Below are 24,284 nucleotides of genomic sequence, written 5' to 3' on the forward strand. Positions count from 1 at the left end.
GGCCGACTCAAGGCCGGCCGTGAAAACAACCGCATACTCGCGGCTCTCTATTAATGGCCCGACAATGTTGCCGCCAGACCATGATCGTCAAGGCTGACCGTGACGATGCGAAACTATTTCGCGCCCAGTGCCAGTTTGGCGACTTGTGGCGCAGGCTGGTAGCCCGGAATGACCTGTCCGTCGGCCAAAACGATGGCCGGTGTACCGTTCACGCCAATCGACTGACCGAGGGCGAACTGCTTGGATACCGGGTTCTCGCACTTGGCGGCTTTGATTTCCTTGCCATCGACCATTTTGTCCATGGCGGCTTTCTTGTCCTTGGAGCACCACACGGCCTGCAGTTGTTCGTCACCCGGCGAGCCCAGGCCCTGGCGCGGGAACGCAACATAACGCACTTCGATACCCAGCTTGTTCAGCTCCGGCACTTCGGCGTGCAGCTTGTGGCAATACGGGCAGGTGGTGTCGGTGAAGACAGTGATGTGCGACTTGGTTTCGCCGATGGCCGGGTAGACCACGGTTTCAGCCACTGGAATGCTGTTGATCAGTTTTGAAATGCCCAGACGCTCGGTTTTCTCGGTCAGGTTGACCGGTTTGCCGTCCTTGAGCTGGAACATGTAGCCCTGAACAACGTATTGGCCGTCGGCGCTGGCATAGAGCACGCGACTGCCCTTGAGTTTGACTTCGTACAGACCTGGCAGCGGGCTGGCGGTGATGGTTTCGACCGGCACGTCGAGATTGAGGTTTTCCAGGCTTTTACGAATGGCTTTGTCGGCCGCGTCATCGGCGACGGCAAAGGTGCTGACCAACGCAATGGCTGCGGCGGCGAAAATCTGGGTCAGACGCATGAGAACTCCTGAAGGCGGACAAATGGGACGATCAGAACACCCGTGCCGAAACACCGGGTCATAACCGCCCATCGTACAAACCGGCAAAGCCTACCACATAAGGCCCCCGTGGCGAGGGGGCTTGCCCCCGTTGGGTTGCGCAGCAGCCCCAAAATCTGTCACCCGATTTCATCAGATCGACCGCGAAACCCGGTTTACGACTGCTGCGCAGCCGAACGGGGGCAAGCCCCTTCACCACAGGTCAGCATTTCCATTCCAGGAGCTGCGCTAGCCGCGCGGGTGATGTTTGGCGTGCAGGTCCTGCAACCGTGCGCGGGCGACGTGAGTATAGATCTGGGTGGTCGAGAGATCGCTGTGGCCGAGCAGCATTTGCACCACCCGCAAGTCAGCACCGTGGTTGAGCAAGTGCGTGGCGAAGGCATGACGCAGGGTGTGTGGCGACAGCGACTTGCCAATACCCGCGACCTTGGCCTGGTGCTTGATGCGATGCCAGAAGGTCTGGCGGGTCATCTGCTCGCCACGCAGACTGGGGAACAGCACATCGCTGGGACGCCCGCCCAGCAGCTCGCCACGGGCATCGCGCATGTAGCGCTCGATCCAGACAATCGCCTCCTCGCCCATCGGCACCAGCCGCTCCTTGCTGCCCTTGCCCATCACCCGCAGCACGCCTTGGCGCAGGTTGACCTGCTCCAGCGTCAGGCTGATCAGTTCCGTGACCCGCAAGCCACAGGCATAAAGCACCTCAAGCATGGCGCGGTCACGCTGACCGATGGCTTCGCTCAGATCTGGCGCGGCCAGTAGCGCTTCCACATCGGCTTCCGACAAGGATTTAGGCAATGGCCTACCCAGTTGCGGCATATCGACGCGCAAGGTCGGATCGACCGCGATCAGCTTTTCCCGCAGCAAATAGCGATAGAAACCACGCACACCGGAAAGAAATCGCGCCGTAGAACGGGGTTTGTAGTTTTGCTCCAGGCGCCAGGCCAAGTGATCGAGGATCAACTCGCGACCGGCGTTGATCAGCTCCAGGCCCTTTTCCTGCAACCAGCCGTTGAACAAGGCCAGGTCACTGCGATAGGCATCGCGGGTGTTATCGGAAAGGCCTTTTTCCAGCCACAAGGCGTCGAGGAACTGGTCTATCAGGGGATGATCGATGGCAGGCATGGAGTCTCAGACAGGCAGGCGTAAGGCCGCGAAAAATGAAGAGTCTTTCATAGCACGTTGGCAGTGAACATAAAATTCAGGCACAAAAAAAGCATCCCCTGCGGGATGCTTCTTTTTTGCGTGAGGCGCTCAGCTTATTGTTGAGCCGGTTCGTTTTGCCCCAGGATCAACTTGCCTTCCTTGTCGACCGGAATCTGGTTGCCCGGATCGCGATCCATCCGCACTTTGCCTTCCTTGCCATCCAGTGAATAACGAACGTCGTAGCCTACAACCTTGTCACTGATGTCATTGACCGTGTTGCAGCGAGTTTGAGTGGTGGTGTAGGTATCACGCTCCTGCATGCCTTCCTGCACCTTGTTACCCGCATAACCACCGCCGACCGCACCGGCCACTGTGGCGATTTTCTTGCCTGTACCGCCGCCAATCTGGTTGCCCAACAGGCCACCCGCCAGCGCGCCGACCACCGTACCGGCGATCTGGTGTTGATCTTTCACCGGCGCTTGCCGGGTTACTGCAACGTCCTTGCATACTTCACGTGGCGTCTTGATTTGTGTCTTGACCGGTTCAACGGCCAGCACTTGCGCATACTCAGGGCCGCTTTTTTTGACCAGGCTGTAGGTGGCAACTGCCCCCCCGGCCGTCACTCCAACAGCACCCAATACTGCACCAACCAGCATCGACTTGTTCACATGAACCTCCTGACCATCACATGCGGGACATGCCCGCGCTTCTCCTAGCCTTGGAGCATAAAAAAAGGCGCGAGTTCAATACTCGCGCCTTCTCGGCCTACAGCTGGAAAAGCGATAACCGTTATGGACGGTCGTCGACTTCCGTCTCGGCCACCGCAGCAGGAATCAGGTCTTCGCTGCTCAGGTTCAGCCAGATCAGCACCACGTTCGCGATGTAGATCGACGAGTAAGTACCCGCCAGAACACCGATGAACAGGGCAATGGAGAAGCCAAACAGGTTGTCGCCACCGAAGAACAACAGGGCCGCGATCGCCAGCAAAGTGGAGATCGACGTCGCCATGGTCCGCAGCAGGGTTTGCGTGGTCGAGATGTTGATGTTCTCGATCAGGCTGGCCTTGCGCAGTACCCGGAAGTTCTCACGAACCCGGTCGAATACCACGATGGTGTCGTTGAGCGAGTAACCGATGATCGCCAGCACCGCCGCCAGTACCGTCAGGTCGAAGGTGATCTGGAAGAACGACAGGATACCGATGGTCACGATCACGTCGTGGATCAAGGATACGATCGCACCGACCGCAAACTTCCACTGAAAGCGGAAAGCCAGGTAGATCAGAATGCCGCCCAGCGCCATCAGCATGCCGAGGCCGCCCTGATCGCGCAGCTCTTCACCGACCTGAGGGCCGACGAATTCGACACGCTTGACCGTCGCCGGGTTGTCGCCGCCGACTTTCAGCAGCGCTTCTGCCACTTGATGACCCAGCTGCGGGTCTTCACCCGGCATGCGCACCAGCAAATCGGTAGTCGCACCGAAGCTCTGTACGATTGCCTCGTGATAACCCGACGTAACCAGCTGTTCACGCACCTTGGTGACGTCGGCTGGACGCTCGTAGGTCAGCTCGATGAGCGTACCGCCGGTGAAGTCCAGGCCCCAGTTCATGCCCTTGGTGGCGACACTGAACAGAGCCAGAACCGTAAGGAACAATGTGACGCCGAACGCAACGTTGCGAACGCCCATGAAGTTGATTGTACGTAACATGGCAGCCCCTTAAATCCACAACTTCTTGAAGTCACGACCGCCGAAGATCAGGTTGACCATCGCGCGGGTCACCATGATGGCCGTGAACATCGAGGTAAAGATCCCGAGGGACATAGTCACTGCGAAGCCTTTGACCGGGCCGGTGCCCATGGCAAAGAGAATCCCGCCGACCAACAAGGTTGTCAGGTTGGCGTCGAGAATCGCGGTGAATGCCCGGCCGAAGCCTTCGTTGATTGCCCGCTGCACGCTCATGCCGGCCGCGATCTCTTCACGTATCCGCGAGAAGATCAGTACGTTGGCGTCGACCGCCATACCCATGGTCAACACGATACCGGCGATACCCGGCAGGGTCAGCGTTGCACCCAGCAGCGACATCAAGGCCAGCAGCATCACCATGTTCACCGTCAGCGCGACGGTGGCGATGAGGCCGAAGAAGCGGTAGATGGCCATGATGAACAGCGAGACAAACAGCATGCCCCACAGCGATGCATCGATACCTTTGGTGATGTTGTCGGCACCCAGGCTTGGGCCGATGGTACGTTCTTCAGCGAAGTACATCGGGGCCGCCAGACCACCGGCACGCAGCAGCAGCGCCAGTTCGGACGACTCGCCCTGGCCGTTCAGGCCAGTGATGCGGAACTGGGCACCCAGTGGCGACTGGATGGTCGCCAGGCTGATGATCTTCTTCTCTTCTTTAAACGTCTGAACCGGCACGTCTTTCTCGACGCCGTTGACCACTTGCTTGACGTAAGTGGTGACAGGACGTTGTTCGATGAAGATCACCGCCATGCTGCGACCGACGTTGTTGCGAGTCGCACGACTCATCAGCTCGCCACCATGGCCATCCAGACGGATGTTCACTTCTGGCGTGCCTTGCTCGCCGAAGCCAGCCTTGGCGTCAGTCACCTGGTCACCGGTGATGATCAAGCCGCGCTCGATCAGCGCCGCAGGACGATTGCCTTCACGGAACTCGAACGATTCGGAAGTGGCTTTCGAAGCGCCTGGCTCAGCCGCCAGACGGAACTCAAGGTTGGCCGTCTTGCCGAGGATACGCTTGGCTTCTGCAGTGTCTTGCACGCCCGGCAGCTCAACCACGATGCGGTTGGCGCCCTGGCGCTGAACGATAGGTTCGGCAACACCCAGCTCGTTGACGCGGTTACGTACCGTGGTCAAGTTCTGCTTGATGGAGTATTCGCGGATTTCCGCCAGCTTGGCCGGGGTCATCGCCAGACGCAGTACCGGTTGGCCATTGAGGTCGGCCGGAACAATGTCGAAATCGTTGAAGTTCTTGCGGATCAGCACACGGGCCTGTTCGCGGGCCGCTTCATCAGTGAAGCCCAGCTGAATGGCACCGCCCACTTGCGGCAGGCTGCGATAGCGCAGTTTCTCTTTGCGCAACAGGCTCTTGACGTCGCCTTCGTAGACTTTCAGGCGTGCGTCGAGGGCTTTGTCCATGTCCACTTCCAGCAGGAAGTGCACACCACCGGACAAGTCCAGCCCCAGCTTCATCGGGTGCGCGCCAAGGCTGCGCAGCCATTGCGGGGTGGTTTGTGCCAGGTTCAGTGCAACGACGTAGTCATCACCCAATGCCTTGCGCACGACGTCTTTGGCTGGCAGCTGATCTTCAGCCTTGGTCAGACGGATCAGACCGCCCTTGCCGCCCGCAGCCAAAGTGGCCGCCTTGACGTTGATCCCGGATTCCTTGAGCGCGGTGCTCACACGATCCAGATCAGCCTGAGTAACCTGCAGTGCAGTGCTTGCACCGCTGACCTGAATGGCCGGGTCATCAGGGTATAGATTGGGAGCGGAATAAATCAGACCGATCGCCAGCACCGCCAGGATCAGAATGTATTTCCACAGAGGGTATTTGTTCAGCATCACGCCGCCCGCTTATGACGCGGGGCGCCTTGCGCGCCCCGTCGATTGAGTAGAAGTTGAAACTTAGATCGCTTTGAGCGTGCCTTTTGGCAGCGTGGCGGCGATGGCGCCTTTCTGGAATTTCATTTCGACGGTGTCGGAGACTTCCAGAACAACGAAGTCATCGGACACTTTGGTGATCTTGCCGGCGATACCACCGGTGGTCACAACTTCGTCACCTTTTTGCAGGCTGCCCAGCAGGGTTTTCTGCTCTTTGGCGCGCTTGGCCTGTGGACGCCAGATCATCAGGTAGAAGATGACCAGGAAACCGACCAGGAAAATCCACTCAAAGCCGCCGCCCATTGGGCCAGCAGCAGGTGCAGCGGCGTCAGCCATGGCGTTAGAGATAAAAAAGCTCATTTAGCACTCCAGTTGCAAATGTTGAAATCTTGGGGTCAGAAAACTCAGTCCAAAGGCGGAACAGGTAACCCGCGTTTGGCGTAGAAGGCATCGACAAAGGCGGCCAATGTACCCTGTTGAATAGCCTCGCGCAAACCAGCCATAAGCACCTGGTAATGGCGCAAATTGTGGATGGTATTCAACATGCTACCCAGCATTTCGCCGCACTTGTCCAGATGATGCAGATAAGCACGGGAGAAGTTCTGGCAGGTGTAGCAATCGCAGGTCGGATCCAGCGGCGAATCATCATGGCGATGGAACGCGTTACGGATCTTCAGCACGCCTGTATCAATGAACAGATGCCCATTGCGGGCATTACGGGTTGGCATCACGCAATCGAACATGTCCACACCGCGGCGCACACCCTCAACCAGATCTTCCGGTTTGCCAACGCCCATAAGGTAACGAGGTTTGTCAGCCGGCATCTGGCCCGGCAGGTAATCCAGCACCTTGATCATCTCGTGCTTGGGCTCGCCCACCGACAGACCGCCGATGGCCAGGCCGTCGAAGCCGATCTTGTCGAGGCCTTCCAGGGAGCGCATGCGCAAATCCTGGTGCATACCGCCCTGAACGATGCCGAACAGCGCCGCCGTGTTATCGCCATGGGCGTTTTTCGAACGCTGGGCCCAGCGCAACGACAGTTCCATCGATACGCGAGCGACGTCTTCATCGGCCGGGTACGGGGTGCATTCGTCAAAAATCATCACGATGTCCGAGCCCAGATCGCGCTGGACCTGCATCGACTCTTCCGGCCCCATGAACACTTTGGCGCCGTCGACCGGAGAAGCGAAGGTCACGCCCTCCTCCTTGATCTTGCGCATCGCGCCCAGGCTGAACACTTGGAAACCGCCGGAGTCGGTCAGAATCGGGCCTTTCCACTGCATGAAATCGTGCAGGTCGCCGTGCTTCTTGATCACTTCGGTGCCAGGACGCAGCCACAAGTGGAAGGTGTTACCCAGAATGATTTCCGCGCCCGTAGCGGTGATATCCCGCGGCAACATGCCCTTGACCGTGCCATACGTGCCCACCGGCATGAACGCCGGGGTCTCGACGGTACCGCGCGGGAAGGTCAAACGACCGCGACGAGCCTTGCCGTCAGTAGCAAGTAACTCAAACGACATACGACTTTGGCGACTCATTCTGTTTCCTCGGGGCCACGTGGTGCGGGGTTACGGGTGATAAACATCGCATCACCGTAGCTGAAAAAGCGGTATTCGTTGTCGACGGCGGCTTTATAGGCGGCCATGGTCTCGGGATAACCGGCGAATGCCGAAACCAGCATCAACAACGTGGATTCAGGCAAATGAAAGTTGGTGACCAGGGCATCGACCACATGAAACGGCCGGCCTGGGTAGATAAAGATGTCGGTGTCGCCACTGAACGGCTTGAGCACGCCATCGCGCGCGGCACTTTCCAGTGACCGCACGCTGGTGGTCCCCACGGCCACCACGCGACCACCGCGAGCGCGGCAGGCTTCGACTGCATCGACCACGTCCTGACCGACTTCCAGCCACTCACTGTGCATGTGGTGGTCTTCAATCTTCTCGACTCGCACCGGCTGAAAGGTGCCAGCGCCGACGTGCAAGGTCACGAACGCAGTCTCGATGCCCTTGGCGGCAATCGCCTCCATCAGCGGCTGATCGAAATGCAGCCCCGCCGTCGGCGCCGCCACCGCGCCCAAGCGCTCGGCGTACACCGTCTGATAACGCTCGCGGTCCGAGCCTTCATCCGGGCGATCTATATAAGGAGGCAACGGCATGTGCCCGACGCGATCAAGCAGCGGCAACACCTCTTCGGCAAATCCCAGCTCGAACAACGCATCGTGACGCGCCAGCATCTCGGCTTCGCCACCGCCGTCGATCAGGATCTTCGAACCCGGCTTGGGCGACTTGCTGGAACGCACATGCGCCAGCACGCGATGACTGTCGAGCACCCGCTCCACCAGAATTTCCAGCTTGCCGCCGGAAGCCTTCTGGCCAAACAGCCGCGCCGGAATCACCCGGGTATTGTTGAACACCATCAAATCGCCCGGGCGCAAATGCTCAAGCAAATCAGTGAATTGACGGTGTGCCAGGGCGCCACTGACCCCGTCCAGGGTCAACAGGCGACTACCGCGACGCTCGGCCAAAGGATGGCGAGCAATCAGCGAATCAGGGAGCTCAAAGGTAAAGTCAGCAACGCGCATGATGGGGTTCGTCTAGCAGGGCCGGGAAGTCTAGCGGAAATATCAAAAATTCTCCATGTACCTGATTGACCGACGGTTATCTCATCTCTATACTTCGCCGCCATTGAGCCCTGATGGCGGAATTGGTAGACGCGGCGGATTCAAAATCCGTTTTCGCAAGAAGTGGGAGTTCGAGTCTCCCTCGGGGCACCAAAATTAAGAAAGGTCTTGCTTTGCAAGGCCTTTTTTTTCGCCTGTAGAAAAGTGATCTCGCCCCGCCGCCGCGTAGGAGCTGCCGAAGGCTGCGATCTTTTGATCTTGCTTTTCAACGCCACAACCCGAAACCGCTCGGCTAACGAATCAAGGATTCACACAATGGAATTGCCACTGGAAACCGTTGCCCTTTTCGCCTTCAAGCTGGCTTACGAGATGGAAGGTGAAAGTCCGATTTTGCGGGATGATCCGATCATGAGTGATTATGAGCGGGAGGTGTTTGGGTTGCTGGTGCGCAGAGGCGATGTCGACTCGATCCAGTTTAGAGTGGCGCACTGCGTGGGTTTGGCGATGGAAGCTTTAGGCGGTGTTGATACGCCGCTAGGGCGCGAGCTGCATAGGTTGGCAGCTGACTTCAGCAATGCGCCGACAATGGAGCAGCTTGAAGCGCCGCTCATTTCGCTTAAGGACTACTTGAAAGATATTCAGTGAATGATGATGCAGTGTGTACGCCAGGCGTTTCCGTCTTGTCTTGAACAAGAGGCAAAGGCTCTCGACCAGGTTATGAGCCAGCTCCGCCAGACGCACGCGGCAACGCATCGACTCATAGAGGTCAGAGTCGGTGAAGAGAAATTAGTCTTTCCCTACCGGATTTATCACCAGGGTTATGAGGGTGCCTTTGGCCACTTGACTGAAACCCAGAGCATTTTGTACTCGTGTCTTCTGACTCGACACCACGATGGACATGTGCGCCAACGTCAACTGAAACGGATTCTCTCAGTGCATGAACCCTGGATTGTCCCGTTCGTATTTCAGTTAACGGGCGAATACGTCATCGAGATTCTTGAAACCGTTGAAGCCCACCTGCCCAAGTTTGATCCGGCGCTTTACAGTCGCTTCACTCGAGACAATCCGGCGTACTTTCAAACAACGCAAGCACGCATGACCAGTTACTGGGATTGCTACTACCGACGCCTGTACAAACATCCATCCGACTATGTCGGGTTTCGCGTGTTTTGTAAGCGCCCGGCCAACACACCCTCCTGAATCCAAACCTCAATGAGGCACACACCAGCGCTCCCCGCGTTGGGATCAGAACGAGATATTGGCTGAATGGTTAGGTCAATACATCACCAGTTCATAATCATCGGCAACCCTGGACGGAAATCTTGTGTCTGGCCGCTTGCGCCATGATCGATTTCCAATACGACTAGATGCTCATCACCATGAGCAATTTCAAATCCTTTCAGCTGGTTTGCGCAGTTGGCAGGGGTAGAAAAAGCTTGGCTGTTGGGAGTGGTAACTCGCACAGATGTAATGTCGCGAAAGCCGTTGGAATGTTCTAACGGCTGCGCTCGCTCAATCGGAGCCTCATCTGGTCTCTTGGCAAACGAAAGAAAAAACCACATCGGTTCGGATATAGGCGCATATCCCACGTCGACTTTCAGGGCAATTGGTAAGTAAACAGGTCGATACTCCCAAACCGGAAATATTGGCTTCTCGCCTACGGTGGATGGTCTGAAGCAAACTCCAAAGGGCGCGGCGACTCCATCTGCGCACTTGAGGCGGTCAAAGAGTTGGGTTGGCGCTGTTAACTGACTTTGAGCTTCTGACTCATCGGTGAAATGTAAAAGCTCGATGAAAGAATTTCGGAAGAAGAACCTTCTATTGGCAGTGCCTTGGCCTGGGTGTACGTTTGGCGTCCCTTCAGCGAGCCCGAGGGCTTTCAGTGCGTCAGCGCCTCGACCGTCATCATTCACACAAATAAAAATGTGATCTATTTCCATCGTTAATTCCCTTTAATCCTGTGATTTGATAGCCCAATTATTCGGCAACAGGTCAGTAACTTCACTCGCCCGCTGCGTCGGCAGACGCGTGAGGACGTCTTTTAAATAAGCATATGGTTCATGCCCATTCAGCCGCGCAGACTGGATCAAGCTCATAATCGCCGCTGCCCGCTTGCCGCTGCGTAGCGAACCTGCAAAGAGCCAGTTCTTGCGACCAAGAACCCACGGGCGGATCTGGTTCTCTGCCCAGTTGTTGTCAATGGGGACGGCCCCGTCCTCAAGGTAGCGCGACAGCGCTGCCCCTTTTCTGCGCTCGAACCCGAATCCATTTGTGGACGAGGTTAGCGTTGAGGCTATGGCTGAGCGCGATGCTGGCAATCGAAGCGCCAGGCTGGGCACACTCTTGAATGACCTGAGCCTTGAAGGACTTGGAATAGGAACGGCGTTGTGGCTGCATGAAATACCCGCTTAAAAGGCTAGAACTGGTGCCCACTTAAATTTAAATGCACACCATGTCTTGGCCTTGCGGGGCTGGGTAGATGACTTGGCCGGACGGATACCGTGTTTTGCCAAGCTTTGCGAGTTTTCCGAGAGTAGCTAGAACCCGACTCTTCGATAACGCCTTCAGCCTCCACGTTGCGGCCAAAACCGCACGACTCGCCGCCGTGCGCTTCACCGTGGGCAGGTCTTTTTAATGTCGAAAGAATAATAAATCTGCCCCCTTTTCCGTTGCTTCGGGTCAGCGACTACATATTGAGTTGATCGAGGCTCCCAGCGGCAACTCAACGGGGAAGATTAACTTAAGCAGGCAATACAAACCTTGCTTCAAGCCTATGCAACAACTCGAACGTATTCAAAAAAGGAACATTCAGCTCCTTACAAAGATTGGGAATGATGAATTTTCTTTTAGCATCGAGATTTAGCACTTCATGAGTAACGACTGTAGCCCCTGTAGTCATCGCTTTTGCAATTAACCAAGGGTCAGCACCCGCTAAAAATTCTTCCATAGCGCCTATTTTCATCTTAGGCGCTTGATCTGCCACAAGCCCCGCAATCCGTGCGAATGCCAGCTGCGTATCCTGATCGGTGGTGGAGTGGAAGAAATCGGAATTGCCCTTCGCCCAACCCGCCAAATCGTCATTCCCTTTTGTTAGCTCATCCATTACAGGTGCAATGCTGGCTAAAGCCAATGCTTTATTCTTAAGTAGTAACCATTGCCAAAATCCAGGACAGATAGCCATCCCGTAGTAACGGTTCTTTGCTTCGATCAGCGTGTTAGCGTCGAGTAAATGATTCATTCCGTGATCTTGCTGGCGAGGGTCCTTAATTTGGCAGGTTGCACGCCGAGCAAGTGTCCCGCTTCGCGCAGCAGCATCCGGCCACTCATTGCTTCAGTCAGCACTGCCTTGCTTAGGCGAGGGCTGTTTTTCGCGGTGGCGTTACGGTAATAGTCACCCGCTCCACCTTTGTCACCCTGGAAAGCCTTGAGGATCATTCGATAGTAAGCGCTGTAATGCGCCGGGCTTATGTAACCAAGATCCAATGCGCGGCGACCGATAGCTAATTTACTGATGTGAAACCGAGTGGCTAGCGGAGCTAAGTTGTCTTCCCAGTTAACATCTGCGTTCCACAGGGCGCGGAATTGGGCTTCGGGAGCTAGAAATTCACCAGCAACTGCATTGCAGAAACGTTCCTCGTCTCGGCCATTAGCGGTGTTTCCGTCAGACACTCCACTGCTACCAATCCAAATATGTGCCAATTCATGAATTAAGGTGAAGAGTCTTGCAGCGGGAGCATCGGAACTATTGATAAATACGACAGGTGCGAAGACATTACTAATGGCAAAACCACGGAATTCGCTGACTTCAAGCTTGCGATGAGTATTTCCTAGAGCAATGCCACTGCGCATAACCAAAATACCAGCTGCTTCCGCTGCCTCGATCAAGGCACGGCTGTATTTGTCGTAATCCAATCGAGCAGCGTCAGGGTTCACGCCGAGCGTCCGGCGGATATCGTCCACTACCTCTGCGACTCGAGATCGGCTGTTGAAGCGACCGACAAATGCCAACGGTTGATGCTCTTGGTGTTGCAGATACTCCAGGTACCAGTCCTGCTTACGCATGGAATCCCTGATGGTGTCCAACAATTCCAGGCTGGGACGTTGAGGCGCAATCCCACCGACGGTCCGAAGATCAGGCAAAGGAAGTTGTTCGACGGGCGGCTGCTGAAGAAACAGGAAGCCAAAAGGGATGTGAGCGAGACTCGCCCACTTTTGAGCCTGAAGGAATGTTGGCTTGGTCTCGCCAGACTCCCATTCCTCTACCCGATCAGGTTTAACTGGCAGCTTTTTAGCAACCTGCTCAGTGGAGAGGCCCGCACGCTCACGAGACCATGTGAGCAGGCTTGGATTGACTAAAGCGGCTTGGCTCATAGGGTCGCAGGCAATTCAGATGGGGCCGGCAAAAGCTCGAGAGCATCCTTGGCAGATGCATCCGATTGATGCTGGTTCCAGTTGTCTGGCATCGCCTTTCTCCTTGGCTATTAATGGTCTGGTGGCTGCGTCTACAGATTAGTCGAGAAGCAGAACTACCGACGGAAGAAGCACGCGAGTATGAGGTAAATACGCAACGACCCGAAGCGCAAAGATGTAACCCGCAGACGGATGGCGGCACTTTGTTTCAACGCGTTTCATGAATGAAGTGCGGCTCGCCGCCGCGACTTCATAACTCGAGTTCACGCCGTGATCGACCAGATTGTTACTCAGTGATTAGGAAAGTTGCAGGAATGAGGTCTCCACGATACCCTTCCCACTGTCGCTGCCAATTCAGCGACCGGGTGTGGTAACCCGAGTTATTCAAGGCGCTACAGCGCCCCCATCACGATTGCCGGCGCTTTTTTTATGCCAGCAAGCGTGAGTTATGGCAGCTGTGCGTGGGACGTCTTCGGACGTGCCGGTTTCCTTGATTCCCGGTTTACCACCCTGCGCACAGCTGTCACCCATTCGTGTGGTAACGAACGTGGCGGCTCCACATATCAAGGAGTCTGATAATGCGCAGCATAAATCCGTACAACATTTGGCTTTTCCCTCAACACAATTCCCAATCGCGTAACTCCCCACCGTTCACCCTCTCCCACCGTCTCTCCGTCATCGGAGGTGGCCAATGACTGAACAATCTGAACTCAAAACCATTGGCCTGACACCCGCCATCTACTGCGCGGATCAAGCGCTGTTTCATGTCACTCGCGGTGTTCCTCTCGGCGATGCGTTGTCCATGGCCTCCGATTTTCTGTTCCTGGCCAAGGCACTCACTGAAGATGCTGCTTATGCCAGAGACACTGATCGTCACGCTTGGGCTGCGCATTATCTGACTTCGATGAGCAAGGCGTTGGTAGATAATGCGGTAAAGGTGCTGCCTCGGGATCGGACTTGTGCGCCGGCCTCTAAAGGGGCGGGGGCGAAGGCTGAGGGTTAGTGGTTGAGGCCTGCGGGGTGTGGGTGGCTTGTGATGGTGGTAGTTGATTCAGCATTTATGTTGGTTGGGCTGACGCTATCGCGAGCAGGCTCGCTCCCACAGGGGTTGTGGTGGGCTGGCTGGCATTGTTTGGCCTGAGTGGGTTGTGATTGCGGTGCACCTTCAGCATTAATAGTGGTTGGGCTGGCGCTATCGCGAGCAAGCTTTGCTCCTACCGGGTTTGGTGGTTGGCTGGTAGCGCCGTTAGTTTCGAAATGTGAGTTCAGGGATGGATAAATAATGCTCTTCGATTCGCTGGTTATTTACGGTGCGTGGATTGGGATATGGGTTTGGGTGGTGCGTAGTCGTGGCAGCATGAATTTGTGGCTGGCGAATCTGGCGGGGTTCGTGGGCGGCCTTATTGGCGCGATGGTTGTGGAGATTCTGACTCGCTCCGCTGAAGGGGCTGGCTCTCCCGATGCTCCATTCATGTTGTTCTCGATCATGGCTGGGCTGGGCACGTTCGTCGGTATGTGGATCTGGCTTATCGCCAGGCTGGAACAGCCGGAAAACCTGTTCCTGCGTCATCTGTTTGCCGGGGGTGTCAGTTTCTTTACCGGCTCGGTTGCGCTTGGTATGACGTGGTCGTATTTGGTTTCCGGGTAAGTACATTTGGTGGGTGTTGGCTGGTCTGGCGCTTTCGCGAGCAGGCTCGCTCCCACAGGGGTTGTGCGTTGGCAGCACAGCGCACTACGTCAACGCATCTGCACCTTAGTAATACCCCCCGATCTGATGCTGTTTCCTACCCTTTCGCCTGATATACATCAGGCATCGACAGGCCCGTGGGTAAATGCCCCGCGCCACTCTCATCTAGACTCAATAAGAGGTCGCAGAAAGAACCGAACACGTCGCTTTGGTGCAGATGAATCAAAGGCAGCATGGCAAGCTGCCTGTTATGCCCTGAAGAGGTGCGGCAAAGACCGCACCGGGCCCAACAAGATGCCCGCTCAGGGCGCCCTGGCCAACGGCCTGAAAATGCCACGATACCGTGACGTGGTGTGACTGCCGCAGCCGACACTTTCGGACAACTGACAACCGCCTGGTTTGTCCGTGATCGTGAGGAATGCTGTATGCCTGATGAGATGTTGCACCTGCCTATGGTCAACAGCCTGCTGGAGCGCCACAAGCGCTCCCCCGGCGCACTGTTGCCCATCCTTCATGAGATTCAGGAGGGCATCGGTTACATCCCCGATGCCGCCATCCCCGAGATTGCCCACGCGCTAAACCTGAGTCAGGCCGAGGTTCGCGGGGTGATCAGCTTCTACCATGACTTCCGCACCGCGCCCCCGGCCCGGCATATCCTGCGTCTGTGTCGGGCCGAGTCCTGCCAGAGCCGCGGCGCCGAGCAGCTCGCGACGCAATTGCGCGAACGTCTGCAACTGGACGACCACGGTAGCAGCGCCGACGGCAATATCAGTCTGCGCCCGGTGTATTGCCTTGGCGCCTGTGCCTGCTCGCCTGCTCTGGAACTGGATGGTCAGCTGCATGCGCGGCTCAGCCCCGAGCGTCTGGATGCCTTGCTCGATGCTTGCCGGGAGGACGCATGATGCCGCGTCTCTATTTGCCCTGTGATTCCCTGGCCCGCGCCGTGGGCGCCGATGAGGTGGCCGTGGCCCTTGCCACGGGAGCACAGGAACGCAATCTGCCGCTGGACCTGCAACGCACCAGTTCTCGCGGCCTGTACTGGCTGGAACCACTGCTGGAAGTGGACAGCCCACAAGGCCGTATCGGCTTCGGTCCGCTGACTGCGGCCGATGTGCCGTCGGTGCTCGATGCGCTGCAAGGCGAGTCGTCCGACCATCCGCTGGCCTTGGGGCTGGTGGAGGAGTTGCCTTATCTGAAGACTCAACAACGTCTGCTGTTTGCCCGCGCCGGCATTACCCGGTCGCTGTCCCTGGAGGATTACCGGGCTCACGGCGGCTTTGAGGGCTTGACCCAGGCCATCGCCCTGGGCGGCGAGCAGACCGCGACTGCTGTGTTCGATTCGGGGTTGCGTGGCCGTGGCGGCGCGGCCTTTCCGGCCGGGATCAAATGGCGCACGGTGCGCGCCACCCAGGCGGCGCAGAAATACATTGTGTGCAACGCCGATGAAGGCGACTCCGGCACCTTTGCTGACCGCATGCTGATGGAAGGCGACCCGTTCCTGCTGATCGAAGGCATGGCCATTGCCGGCATCACCGTCGGGGCCAGCTACGGCTACATTTATGTGCGCTCGGAATACCCGGCTGCCGTGGCCACCCTGCGCGCGGCGCTGGACATCGCCCGGTCCGCCGGTTACCTCGGCGCCAATGTCGGCGGCAGTGGTCTGGCCTTCGATATGGAAGTGCGAGTCGGTGCCGGCGCTTACATCTGCGGTGAAGAAACCGCGCTGCTGGACTCTCTCGAAGGCAAGCGCGGGATCGTTCGCGCCAAGCCGCCGATCCCCGCCTTGCAGGGTCTGTTCGGCTTGCCGACCCTGGTGCACAACGTGCTGACCCTAGCCTCGGTGCCGCTGATTCTGGCCAAGGGCGCGCAGTTCTATCGCGATTACGGCATGGGCCGCTCCCTGGGAACCATGCCCTTCCAACTGGCGGGCAATATTCGTCACGGCGGTCTGGTGGAGCGGGCCTTTGGCCTGACCCTGCGCGAACTGGTGGAAGACTACGGCGGTGGCACCGCGAGTGGCCGACCGCTGAAAGCTGCGCAAGTCGGCGGTCCGCTCGGCGCTTGGGTTCCGCCGTCGCAATTCGACACGCCGCTGGATTACGAAGCCTTCGCCGCCATCGGCGCCATGCTCGGTCACGGTGGTGTGGTGGTGGCTGACGACACCCTGGACATGGCCCACATGGCGCGCTTCGCCATGCAGTTCTGTGCCGAGGAATCCTGTGGAAAATGCACCCCATGCCGCATCGGTTCGACCCGGGGTGTGGAGGTGATCGACCGCCTGCTGGCTGCGCCGGACCAGAACAGTCGCGATGAGCAGGTGATCATCCTCAAGGACCTGTGCGACACCCTGCAATACGGTTCGCTGTGCGCGTTGGGCGGCATGACTTCCTATCCGGTGGTCAGCGCCCTCAAGTACTTCCCCGCCGACTTCGGTCTGCAGTCCTCGGAGGCCGACCAATGATCACCCTCTTCGACCCGAATACAGATATCGACCTCGGAACCCCAGCCCGCGAAAGTCAGGTGCAGGTCACCGTGAACATCGACGGCCGCAGCATCAGCGTGCCCGAAGGTACCTCGGTGATGCGCGCCGCCGCTCTGCTGGGTACCACCATTCCGAAACTGTGCGCCACCGACAGCCTGGAAGCCTTCGGTTCCTGCCGCATGTGCCTGGTGGAGATCGATGGCATGCGCGGCTATCCCGCGTCCTGCACCACGCCGGTCAGCGAAGGCATGAGCGTGCACACCCAGACGCCGAAGCTCGCGACCCTGCGCCGCAACGTCATGGAGCTGTACATCTCCGATCACCCGCTGGACTGCCTGACCTGCTCGGCCAACGGCAACTGCGAGCTGCAAACCGTCGCCGGCCAAGTTGGCCTGCGGGAAGTGCGTTATGGCTATGAAGGTGAAAATCATCTGGCGGACCAGAAGGACACCTCCAACCCCTACTTCGATTACGACCCGAGCAAGTGCATCGTCTGCAACCGCTGCGTGCGCGCCTGCGAAGAAACCCAAGGCACCTTCGCCCTGACCATTACCGGGCGCGGTTTCGAATCCCGGGTCGCGGCCGCCGGTGGCGATAACTTCCTCGACTCCGAATGCGTGTCCTGCGGCGCCTGTGTGCAAGCCTGCCCTACCGCGACCCTGATGGAAAAAAGCGTGGTCGAACTGGGTCAGCCCGAACGCAGCGTGATCACCACGTGTGCCTATTGCGGCGTTGGCTGCTCGTTCCGCGCCGAGATGAAAGGCGACCAACTGGTGCGCATGGTTCCAGACAAGAACGGCCAGGCCAACCACGGCCACTCCTGCGTCAAAGGGCGCTTTGCCTGGGGCTACGCCACTCACCCGGATCGCATCACCAAGCCGATGATCCGCAAGCACATCAACGACCCTTGGCAGGAAGTCAGCTGGGATGAAGCGGTGACCTACGCCGCCAGCGAATTCCGCCGGCTGCAGCAAAAATACGGCCGCGACTCCATTGGTGGCATCACCTCCAGCCGCTGCACCAACGAAGAAACCTACCTGGTGCAAAAACTGGTGCGCGCCGCCTTCGGCAACAACAACGTCGACACTTGTGCGCGGGTCTGCCACTCACCGACCGGCTATGGCCTGAAACAAACCCTGGGCGAGTCCGCCGGCACCCAGAGTTTCGACTCGGTGATGCAGGCCGACGTAATCCTGGTGATGGGCGCCAACCCGAGCGATGCCCACCCTGTGTTCGCCTCCCAGCTCAAACGCCGCTTGCGTGAAGGCGCGCGACTGATCGTCATCGATCCACGGCGCATTGATCTGGTGGACTCGGTGCATGCCCGCGCCGAACTGCACCTGGCCCTGCGCCCGGGCACCAACGTCGCCATGCTCAACGCCTTGGCCCACGTCATCGTCACCGAAGGCTTGCTCAACCAGGCCTTTATCGACGCCCGTTGCGAGGGCAGCGATTTCGCCCGCTGGAGCGAGTTCGTCAGCCGCGCGGAAAACTCGCCGGAAATCCTTGGCCCCATCTGCGGCGTCGCCGCTGCCGACATCCGTGCCGCCGCCCGTCTGTATGCCACCGGCGGCAACGCGGCGATCTACTACGGCCTGGGCGTCACCGAGCACAGCCAGGGCAGCACCGCGGTCATGGGCATCGCCAACCTGGCCATGGCCACCGGCAACATCGGCCGCGAAGGTGTGGGCGTGAACCCGCTGCGTGGACAGAACAACGTTCAGGGCTCTTGCGACATGGGCTCCTTCCCCCACGAGCTGCCCGGCTACCGGCACATCTCCAACGAAGTGGTACGGGCGCAGTTCGAACAGGCCTGGAACGTCACCCTGCAACCCGACCCGGGCCTGCGCATTCCCAACATGTTTGAGTCTGCGTTGGCCGGTAGCTTCAAGGGCCTGTATTGCCAGGGCGAAGACATCGCCCAGAGCGATCCGAATACCCAGCACGTCACCGCGGCGCTGTCGGCCATGGAATGCGTGGTGGTGCAGGACATTTTCCTCAACGAAACCGCGAAGTTCGCCCACGTGTTCCTGCCAGGCGCCTCGTTCCTGGAAAAAGACGGCACCTTCACCAACGCCGAACGGCGCATCTCCCGAGTGCGCAAGGTCATGGAACCTCTGGGTGGCAAGGCCGACTGGGAAGGTACAGTGGCCTTGGCCAACGCCTTGGGTTACCCAATGAGTTACCAGCACCCGTCAGAAATCATGGATGAAATCGCCAGCCTGACGCCGACCTTCACCAATGTCAGCTACACAGAGCTGGATCGCCACGGCAGCCTGCAATGGCCGTGCAACGCCGCGGCACCGGACGGCACGCCGACCATGCACATCGAAGAATTCGTACGCGGCAAAGGCCGCTTCATGCTCACCGGCTACGTGCCCACCGAGGAAAAGGTCAACAGTCGTTATCCCCTTCTGCTGACCACCGGGCGCATCCTCAGCCAGTACAATGTCGGCGCCCAGACCCGGCGGACAGACAACGTCGCCTGGCACCACGAAGACCGGCTGGAAATCCACCCGACCGATGCCGAAAGCCGTGGTATCAACGAAGATGATTGGGTCGGCATTGGCAGTCGCGCCGGACAGACCGTACTGCGTGCGCGGATCACCGAACGGGTAGCCCCAGGCGTGGTGTACACCACCTTCCACTTCCCTGAATCGGGGGCCAACGTCATCACCACCGACAACTCCGACTGGGCCACCAACTGTCCGGAGTACAAGGTTACCGCCGTGGAAGTCAGCCGCGTCTACCACCCTTCCGAGTGGCAAAAACGCTATCAGGCATTCAGCGACGAACAACAACGTCTGCTCGACGAACGCCGCCAGGCGCGTGGCTCTAAAGCCGAGGTACGCCGATGAGTACTGAAAATCTGATCAAAATGGCCAACCAGATCGCCCAGTACTTCGCCAGCGAACCGGATCAGCAACAGGCCGTGCTCGGCGTGCGTAATCACCTGCAGATGTACTGGACGCCCGGCATGCGCAAGGAGTTGCTGGCCTGGCAGACGGCGCATCAAGGGGCGGATATGCACCCACTGGCGCAGGCTGCGGTCAGTGGGGCGGGCTGGGAGGCTTAGGTTTACACGATCCTTGGGGAGGATTGCCCCTTGGCCTGTTGGCTGAAACTGTGGCGAGGGAGCTTGCTCCCGTTGGACTGCGCAGTAGCCCTTTCTTTGGGGCCGCTTCGCGACCCAGCGGGAGCAAGCTCCATCGCCACAGTTTTTTTATCGTTTCGAGGCGAGTCTTTCGGGACTAATGCACCGGCAACACCACCAACGCTTCCAACCCACCCATCGACCGATTACGCAGTGTCAGCTCGCCTCCGTGCTCCAGCACAATCGCCCGCGCCGCCGATAACCCCAAACCAACACCCCCAGTGCTTTTGTTCCGCGAGCCTTCCATCCGGAAGAACGGCACAAACACTTGCTCAAGGCAGGCATCTGGAATGCCCGGCCCACGATCCAGTACTTTGATCCGCACCTGGCCAGCGCTCGGGATCAGTTCAATCCCCGGCTCACTCCCGTACTTGATAGCGTTGTCGAGCAAGTTGGTCATCACCCGTTTAAGCCCCAACGGACGCCCGAAATACACCAACCGCAGCGGCCCGCTGAACGTAATGTCGACGCCCTGATCCCGGTAATCATCAAGCAGTGTTTGCAGCAGTTCCGCCAGATCGAACTGGGTCGCCGGCTCAAGCCGCGCATCATCACGAAAGAACTCCAGCGCCGAGTTGATCATTGCCTGCATTTCATCCACGTCACGAAACAGCCGTTGCTGTTGCTCGCTGTCTTCGATGAATTCGCCACGTAAGCGCATCCGCGTCAGAGGAGCGCGCAGGTCGTGGGAGATGGCGGCGAGCATTTGCGTACGGTCGCGGATGAAGTGCTGTAACTGAGCCTGCATGGCGTTGAACGCGAGAATGGCCTGGCGGATTTCGTGGGGGCCGAGCGGTTCGATCGGCGGTGCGCGGAAGTCCACGCCAAAGCGGCGGGCACCTTCGGCGAAGCGCTGCAAAGGGGTGGCGAGACGTCGGGTGGCGATCAGCGCGACCAGTGCGGTGGAGATCAGCACTAGCAGGATCACGATCAGGTAGCGTGGCGCTTCGTCGAGCCCCCAACTGCGCGAGGACGCGGAGAACATCAGCCATGATGAATCCGATAGCTCGATCAGCAGCGCGTAATGCGCGTCTTCCGTGTGCTCCGTCCAGTCGGCCGGTTCATAGGCTTCGATACGCCGGTCAGGGGCTCTGAGCATCGGCTGCAGGATGGTTGAGCCGATGTCAGACTTCGGATCGTCCACTTTCGGCAGGTTGAGATCGTGCCGATCAGGGTGCCAAGTGACAGTGAAGCCGTTCTCGTTGGCTGCTTGCGCCAATGGGTTGCGCAGTGGCGCCGGGGCGGCCTCGATGAGGCGGGCGATGGCCGCGGCTTTTTCCAGCAGACCGATCTCGGTCAGCGGCGGGCGCGCCCACACGCCGGCCAGTTGGATAAACAACCCGTTAAGCGCCAGTGAAATGAGCATGGCCAGGATGATCGTCAACGCGATCCAGCGCGCAACCGTATCTTGCGGCCAGTCTCGGGCGCGAATCCGCTTCAGCCAGCTCATCGCCGCGTCACGCTGGGGGTGAACAGGTAACCACCATTGCGTACGGTGCGAATCATTTCCGGGCGCTTGGTGTCGGGCTCGAGTTTGCGCCGCAGGCGGCTGACCTGAACATCGATGCTGCGGTCGAACGCCTCATGGCGATGCCCGCGCGCCAAGTCCAGCAATTGCTCACGGGTGAGGATGCGTTGGGGGTGTTCGACGAAGACCAGCAGCAAGTCAAACTCACCGGCCGACAGCGGGATCATCACGTTGTCCGGTGAGCGCAACTCACGGCGAGTGACGTCCAGGTGCCAGTCGGCAAAGTCGATCAGCGGCCTTGGCCGTTCCTGCGATACCGGACGGCGCTCGTCCACGCGACGCAGCACGGCGCGCACTCTGGCCAGCAGTTCACGGGCGTCGAAGGGTTTGGTCAGATAATCATCGGCGCCGAGTTCCAGGCCGACCACCCGATCACTGAGTTCGCCCATGGCGGTCAGCATGATCACCGGTATTGCGTGTCGAATCCGCAGTTGCTGACACAGGATCAGCCCGCTGTCGCCGGGCAACATCACGTCCAGAATGATCAGGTCCGGCGCCTGGCGCTCTATGGCCGTCCATAGCGACGCGCCGTCTGTGGCGACCTCGACGCTGTAGCCGTGCTGCACGAAGAATTTTTTCAGTAGATCAAGGACTTCAAGGTCGTCGTCCACAATTAAAAGGCTGTTCACCGAAGGTCACTTAAGGGGCGAATGGAACCGCCATCTAAAACCATTCACAGCCGCGCGTCATATATTTCAACTCTGCAATAAAGCGTCAGCGCCGCAATAAACCAGACATCTTTGCGCAAGGCTTGGAGCTCAGCATCACGGCGAATTCCTCCTGAGACTTGCGTCCATGTTGCCTTTCAAGTGTGCTCCCTGGCTGGCCCGCAACACCTCAATTGCTGTGTTGGCTGCTGGACTTACGGGTTGCAGCAACCAGCCGCCGTCCACCACCGACGTGGCCTGCGCCGATATCACTTATTCAGTGTACGACCCGGCGGAACCGTTCAATCGCGGAGTCTTCGCGTTTAACCGGGTGGTTGATGATTACGCATTGGCGCCGGTCGCGCGCGGCTACCGCTACACGCCGGACTTTTTCCAGACCGGTGTGCATAACTTTGTGGCGAACTTCGGTGAGCCCAAGGTCTTTATTAATGACCTGCTGCAAGGCAACCCGATGCGCTCGGTCAATACCCTGGGACGTTTCGCGCTCAACACCACGGTAGGTGTGGTGGGCTTGATCGACGTCTCCGGCATGGCCGGTATCCCGCGCCACGACTCGGACTTCGGCCAGACCTTCGGCGTGTGGGGCATCGGCAACGGTCCGATCATCGAGCTGCCATTGCTCGGGACCTCCAACAGTCGCGACGCCGCCGGCCGCGTGCTCGGCTTTGTGGTCGATCCATTCGGCAGCAATAGCGATACCGTGGAGACGCTGTCCACTATCAGCACTGTCGGTGGCATCGTCGATGGTCGGGCAGAAGCCTTACCGCTGACCGATAGCCTGCAAAAACTGCCGGACTACTACAGTGCGTTGCGCAATGTGGTGGCCGAGCATCGTGCTGCTTACGTGGCCGATGGCAAACAAGGCTCGCCAGAGAACACCACCTCTCAATGCACAGGAGCACCGGCCGATGGGTTCTGAAAGCAATAGCTTGATTTTGCAGCAACGGGTGATCCGGGACGACTCGGCCAATCTGCACTGTCGGGAAATTACCCTGCGTTTGTCAGCGGACTGTCGCCAACTGGTACTCACCCGCTACACCGAACACTACGGCCCGGCGTTGGTGCGCTGGATAGAGCGCAGCCATACGGTGTCTGTGGCCGAGCTGTTTCGTTGGCTCGTGGCCAATGGTGAGACCGGGGTCTTGAGAGCGGACAGCCAGTTGGTGCCTTGATTTCAGGGTGATGATACGGAGGATGGAAGTCTTCCGGTCGTCATCCCGCCACTTATGCCAAGCCAAGTGCAACGCAAACCCCTCCATCGCAATCGGTGGTTCCACGGTATGCCGCGCCTTGGCAATCAGTATCGATAAACACTGACGGGGCAACATCGCAATCAGACCGGAGCGGTCCGATATTGCTGTACGAACTTTCCTGCGGACAAAACAAAACCCCTACCTGCATACGCAGATAGGGGTTTCGGAATTTAATCTTGACGATGACCTACTCTCACATGGGGAAACCCCACACTACCATCGGCGATGCATCGTTTCACTGCTGAGTTCGGGATGGGATCAGGTGGTTCCAATGCTCTATGGTCGTCAAGAAATTCGGTAGCCAGGTCGTTTGCCTTACGGCTTACGCTCCAGCGAATGGGTATGTGATAGATCTGGTGTTTCGTGAGTGTCACAAACTTTCGGTTCGTTTCGTCTTCACACACCGCAATCTGGCGTCCCTTTTTATTTATAAAGAAGGGTCAGCAAATTGCTTGGGTGTTATATGGTCAAGCCTCACGGGCAATTAGTATTGGTTAGCTCAACGCCTCACAGCGCTTACACACCCAACCTATCAACGTCGTAGTCTTCGACGGCCCTTCAGGGGACTCAAGGTCCCAGTGAGATCTCATCTTGAGGCTAGTTTCCCGCTTAGATGCTTTCAGCTGTTATCTATTCCGAACATAGCTACCCGGCAATGCCACTGGCGTGACAACCGGAACACCAGAGGTTCGTCCACTCCGGTCCTCTCGTACTAGGAGCAGCCCCTCTCAAATCTCAAACGTCCACGGCAGATAGGGACCGAACTGTCTCACGACGTTCTAAACCCAGCTCGCGTACCACTTTAAATGGCGAACAGCCATACCCTTG

The 24,284-nt window shown here is 58.3% G+C and carries 24 protein-coding genes, 1 tRNA gene, 2 rRNA genes and 1 pseudogene; 11 read left to right on the forward strand and 17 right to left on the reverse strand.

Annotated elements, in window-relative coordinates:
* Positions 1-113: 113 nt before the first annotated feature.
* The 8 genes from dsbC to queA form a co-directional block, all read right to left on the reverse strand.
* A complete protein-coding gene (dsbC, locus tag F6R97_RS09570) occupies positions 114-845 on the reverse strand; it encodes a bifunctional protein-disulfide isomerase/oxidoreductase DsbC (RefSeq protein WP_038979089.1) in 732 nt (243 codons plus the stop codon).
* 267 nt (positions 846-1,112) lie between these two features.
* Positions 1,113-2,009, reverse strand: coding sequence for a site-specific tyrosine recombinase XerD (gene xerD, locus F6R97_RS09575; protein ID WP_038979088.1), 897 nt, complete (start codon positions 2,007-2,009; stop codon positions 1,113-1,115).
* Between the two features lie 134 nt (positions 2,010-2,143).
* Positions 2,144-2,698, reverse strand: a complete 555-nt coding sequence (locus F6R97_RS09580; RefSeq protein WP_038979087.1) for a glycine zipper 2TM domain-containing protein — start codon at positions 2,696-2,698, stop codon at positions 2,144-2,146.
* Between the two features lie 121 nt (positions 2,699-2,819).
* Complete coding sequence (gene secF, locus F6R97_RS09585) at positions 2,820-3,734, reverse strand: protein translocase subunit SecF (protein ID WP_038979086.1); 915 nt, start codon at positions 3,732-3,734, stop codon at positions 2,820-2,822.
* Between the two features lie 9 nt (positions 3,735-3,743).
* Complete coding sequence (gene secD, locus F6R97_RS09590) at positions 3,744-5,612, reverse strand: protein translocase subunit SecD (protein ID WP_038979085.1); 1,869 nt, start codon at positions 5,610-5,612, stop codon at positions 3,744-3,746.
* A gap of 63 nt (positions 5,613-5,675) precedes the next feature.
* Positions 5,676-6,011, reverse strand: a complete 336-nt coding sequence (yajC, locus tag F6R97_RS09595) for a preprotein translocase subunit YajC (protein WP_007903559.1) — start codon at positions 6,009-6,011, stop codon at positions 5,676-5,678.
* A 44-nt stretch (positions 6,012-6,055) separates the two neighbouring features.
* On the reverse strand, positions 6,056-7,171 hold the full coding sequence (gene tgt, locus F6R97_RS09600; protein ID WP_162130630.1) for a tRNA guanosine(34) transglycosylase Tgt: 1,116 nt from the start codon (positions 7,169-7,171) through the stop codon (positions 6,056-6,058).
* 14 nt (positions 7,172-7,185) lie between these two features.
* On the reverse strand, positions 7,186-8,235 hold the full coding sequence (gene queA, locus F6R97_RS09605) for a tRNA preQ1(34) S-adenosylmethionine ribosyltransferase-isomerase QueA (RefSeq protein WP_048393697.1): 1,050 nt from the start codon (positions 8,233-8,235) through the stop codon (positions 7,186-7,188).
* A gap of 107 nt (positions 8,236-8,342) precedes the next feature.
* On the opposite strand from queA, the gene F6R97_RS09610 reads away from it, so the two are divergent.
* The 3 genes from F6R97_RS09610 to F6R97_RS09620 all read left to right on the forward strand — a co-directional run bounded on the left by F6R97_RS09610 (position 8,343) and on the right by F6R97_RS09620 (position 9,474).
* Positions 8,343-8,427, forward strand: a tRNA-Leu gene (locus F6R97_RS09610).
* A 162-nt stretch (positions 8,428-8,589) separates the two neighbouring features.
* Positions 8,590-8,919: a hypothetical protein gene (locus F6R97_RS09615; RefSeq protein WP_315866442.1), complete on the forward strand. Its 330-nt coding sequence runs from the start codon at positions 8,590-8,592 to the stop codon at positions 8,917-8,919.
* Positions 8,920-9,474 (forward strand): hypothetical protein, encoded by a 555-nt coding sequence (locus tag F6R97_RS09620; protein WP_315866443.1) that lies wholly within the window; start codon positions 8,920-8,922, stop codon positions 9,472-9,474.
* 83 nt (positions 9,475-9,557) lie between these two features.
* Here F6R97_RS09620 and F6R97_RS09625 read toward each other — a convergent pair whose 3' ends face one another.
* From F6R97_RS09625 to F6R97_RS09645, 5 genes and pseudogenes are all read right to left on the reverse strand, one after another.
* Complete coding sequence (locus tag F6R97_RS09625; RefSeq protein ID WP_315866444.1) at positions 9,558-10,214, reverse strand: VOC family protein; 657 nt, start codon at positions 10,212-10,214, stop codon at positions 9,558-9,560.
* A 12-nt stretch (positions 10,215-10,226) separates the two neighbouring features.
* Positions 10,227-10,511, reverse strand: a pseudogene (locus F6R97_RS09630) (transposase domain-containing protein); the annotation flags it as partial.
* Positions 10,492-10,671 carry a transposase gene (locus F6R97_RS09635; RefSeq protein WP_315866445.1) on the reverse strand — a complete coding sequence of 60 codons (180 nt, stop codon included), beginning with the start codon at positions 10,669-10,671 and terminating at the stop codon, positions 10,492-10,494. The gene F6R97_RS09635 and the pseudogene F6R97_RS09630, both read right to left, overlap by 20 nt.
* 343 nt (positions 10,672-11,014) lie before the next feature.
* On the reverse strand, positions 11,015-11,512 hold the full coding sequence (locus F6R97_RS09640) for a DUF4411 family protein (RefSeq protein ID WP_315866446.1): 498 nt from the start codon (positions 11,510-11,512) through the stop codon (positions 11,015-11,017).
* Positions 11,509-12,645, reverse strand: a complete 1,137-nt coding sequence (locus F6R97_RS09645; protein WP_315866447.1) for an ImmA/IrrE family metallo-endopeptidase — start codon at positions 12,643-12,645, stop codon at positions 11,509-11,511. Before F6R97_RS09645 ends, F6R97_RS09640 begins: the two co-directional genes overlap by 4 nt.
* Before the next feature lie 730 nt (positions 12,646-13,375).
* On the opposite strand from F6R97_RS09645, the gene F6R97_RS09650 reads away from it, so the two are divergent.
* The 6 genes from F6R97_RS09650 (at position 13,376) to F6R97_RS09675 (ending at position 19,929) form a co-directional block, all read left to right on the forward strand.
* Positions 13,376-13,687 carry a DUF3077 domain-containing protein gene (locus tag F6R97_RS09650; RefSeq protein ID WP_048393684.1) on the forward strand — a complete coding sequence of 104 codons (312 nt, stop codon included), beginning with the start codon at positions 13,376-13,378 and terminating at the stop codon, positions 13,685-13,687.
* A gap of 279 nt (positions 13,688-13,966) precedes the next feature.
* The gene (locus F6R97_RS09655) at positions 13,967-14,332 is read left to right on the forward strand and encodes a hypothetical protein (RefSeq protein ID WP_038979079.1); all 366 of its coding nucleotides are present in this window, start codon (positions 13,967-13,969) and stop codon (positions 14,330-14,332) included.
* A 464-nt stretch (positions 14,333-14,796) separates the two neighbouring features.
* Positions 14,797-15,273, forward strand: a complete 477-nt coding sequence (locus tag F6R97_RS09660) for a formate dehydrogenase subunit gamma (RefSeq protein WP_038979078.1) — start codon at positions 14,797-14,799, stop codon at positions 15,271-15,273.
* Positions 15,270-16,832: a formate dehydrogenase beta subunit gene (locus tag F6R97_RS09665; protein WP_174160250.1), complete on the forward strand. Its 1,563-nt coding sequence runs from the start codon at positions 15,270-15,272 to the stop codon at positions 16,830-16,832. The genes F6R97_RS09660 and F6R97_RS09665 overlap by 4 nt, the downstream gene beginning before the upstream one ends.
* Positions 16,829-19,711, forward strand: coding sequence for a formate dehydrogenase subunit alpha (gene fdhF, locus F6R97_RS09670; protein WP_038979077.1), 2,883 nt, complete (start codon positions 16,829-16,831; stop codon positions 19,709-19,711). The genes F6R97_RS09665 and fdhF overlap by 4 nt, the downstream gene beginning before the upstream one ends.
* Positions 19,708-19,929, forward strand: coding sequence for a formate dehydrogenase subunit delta (locus tag F6R97_RS09675; protein WP_038979076.1), 222 nt, complete (start codon positions 19,708-19,710; stop codon positions 19,927-19,929). Before fdhF ends, F6R97_RS09675 begins: the two co-directional genes overlap by 4 nt.
* A gap of 175 nt (positions 19,930-20,104) precedes the next feature.
* Here F6R97_RS09675 and F6R97_RS09680 read toward each other — a convergent pair whose 3' ends face one another.
* Together F6R97_RS09680 and F6R97_RS09685 are read right to left on the reverse strand one after the other, a co-directional pair.
* The gene (locus F6R97_RS09680) at positions 20,105-21,457 is read right to left on the reverse strand and encodes an ATP-binding protein (RefSeq protein WP_315866448.1); all 1,353 of its coding nucleotides are present in this window, start codon (positions 21,455-21,457) and stop codon (positions 20,105-20,107) included.
* Positions 21,454-22,164: a response regulator gene (locus tag F6R97_RS09685; protein WP_038979074.1), complete on the reverse strand. Its 711-nt coding sequence runs from the start codon at positions 22,162-22,164 to the stop codon at positions 21,454-21,456. Before F6R97_RS09685 ends, F6R97_RS09680 begins: the two co-directional genes overlap by 4 nt.
* 166 nt (positions 22,165-22,330) lie before the next feature.
* Between F6R97_RS09685 and F6R97_RS09690 the strand changes: the two genes are divergently transcribed.
* Positions 22,331-23,122: a VacJ family lipoprotein gene (locus F6R97_RS09690; protein ID WP_038979073.1), complete on the forward strand. Its 792-nt coding sequence runs from the start codon at positions 22,331-22,333 to the stop codon at positions 23,120-23,122.
* Positions 23,112-23,375 carry a hypothetical protein gene (locus F6R97_RS09695; protein WP_048393681.1) on the forward strand — a complete coding sequence of 88 codons (264 nt, stop codon included), beginning with the start codon at positions 23,112-23,114 and terminating at the stop codon, positions 23,373-23,375. Before F6R97_RS09690 ends, F6R97_RS09695 begins: the two co-directional genes overlap by 11 nt.
* A 255-nt stretch (positions 23,376-23,630) precedes the next feature.
* On the opposite strand, the gene rrf is transcribed toward F6R97_RS09695, so the two are convergent.
* Positions 23,631-23,746 (reverse strand): 5S ribosomal RNA (gene rrf, locus F6R97_RS09700).
* 173 nt (positions 23,747-23,919) lie between these two features.
* A 23S ribosomal RNA gene (locus F6R97_RS09705) occupies positions 23,920-24,284 on the reverse strand; the annotation flags it as partial.

The sequence above is a fragment of the Pseudomonas sp. JV414 genome, from assembly GCF_032424305.1.
In the GTDB taxonomy this organism is placed as follows: domain Bacteria; phylum Pseudomonadota; class Gammaproteobacteria; order Pseudomonadales; family Pseudomonadaceae; genus Aquipseudomonas; species Aquipseudomonas lini.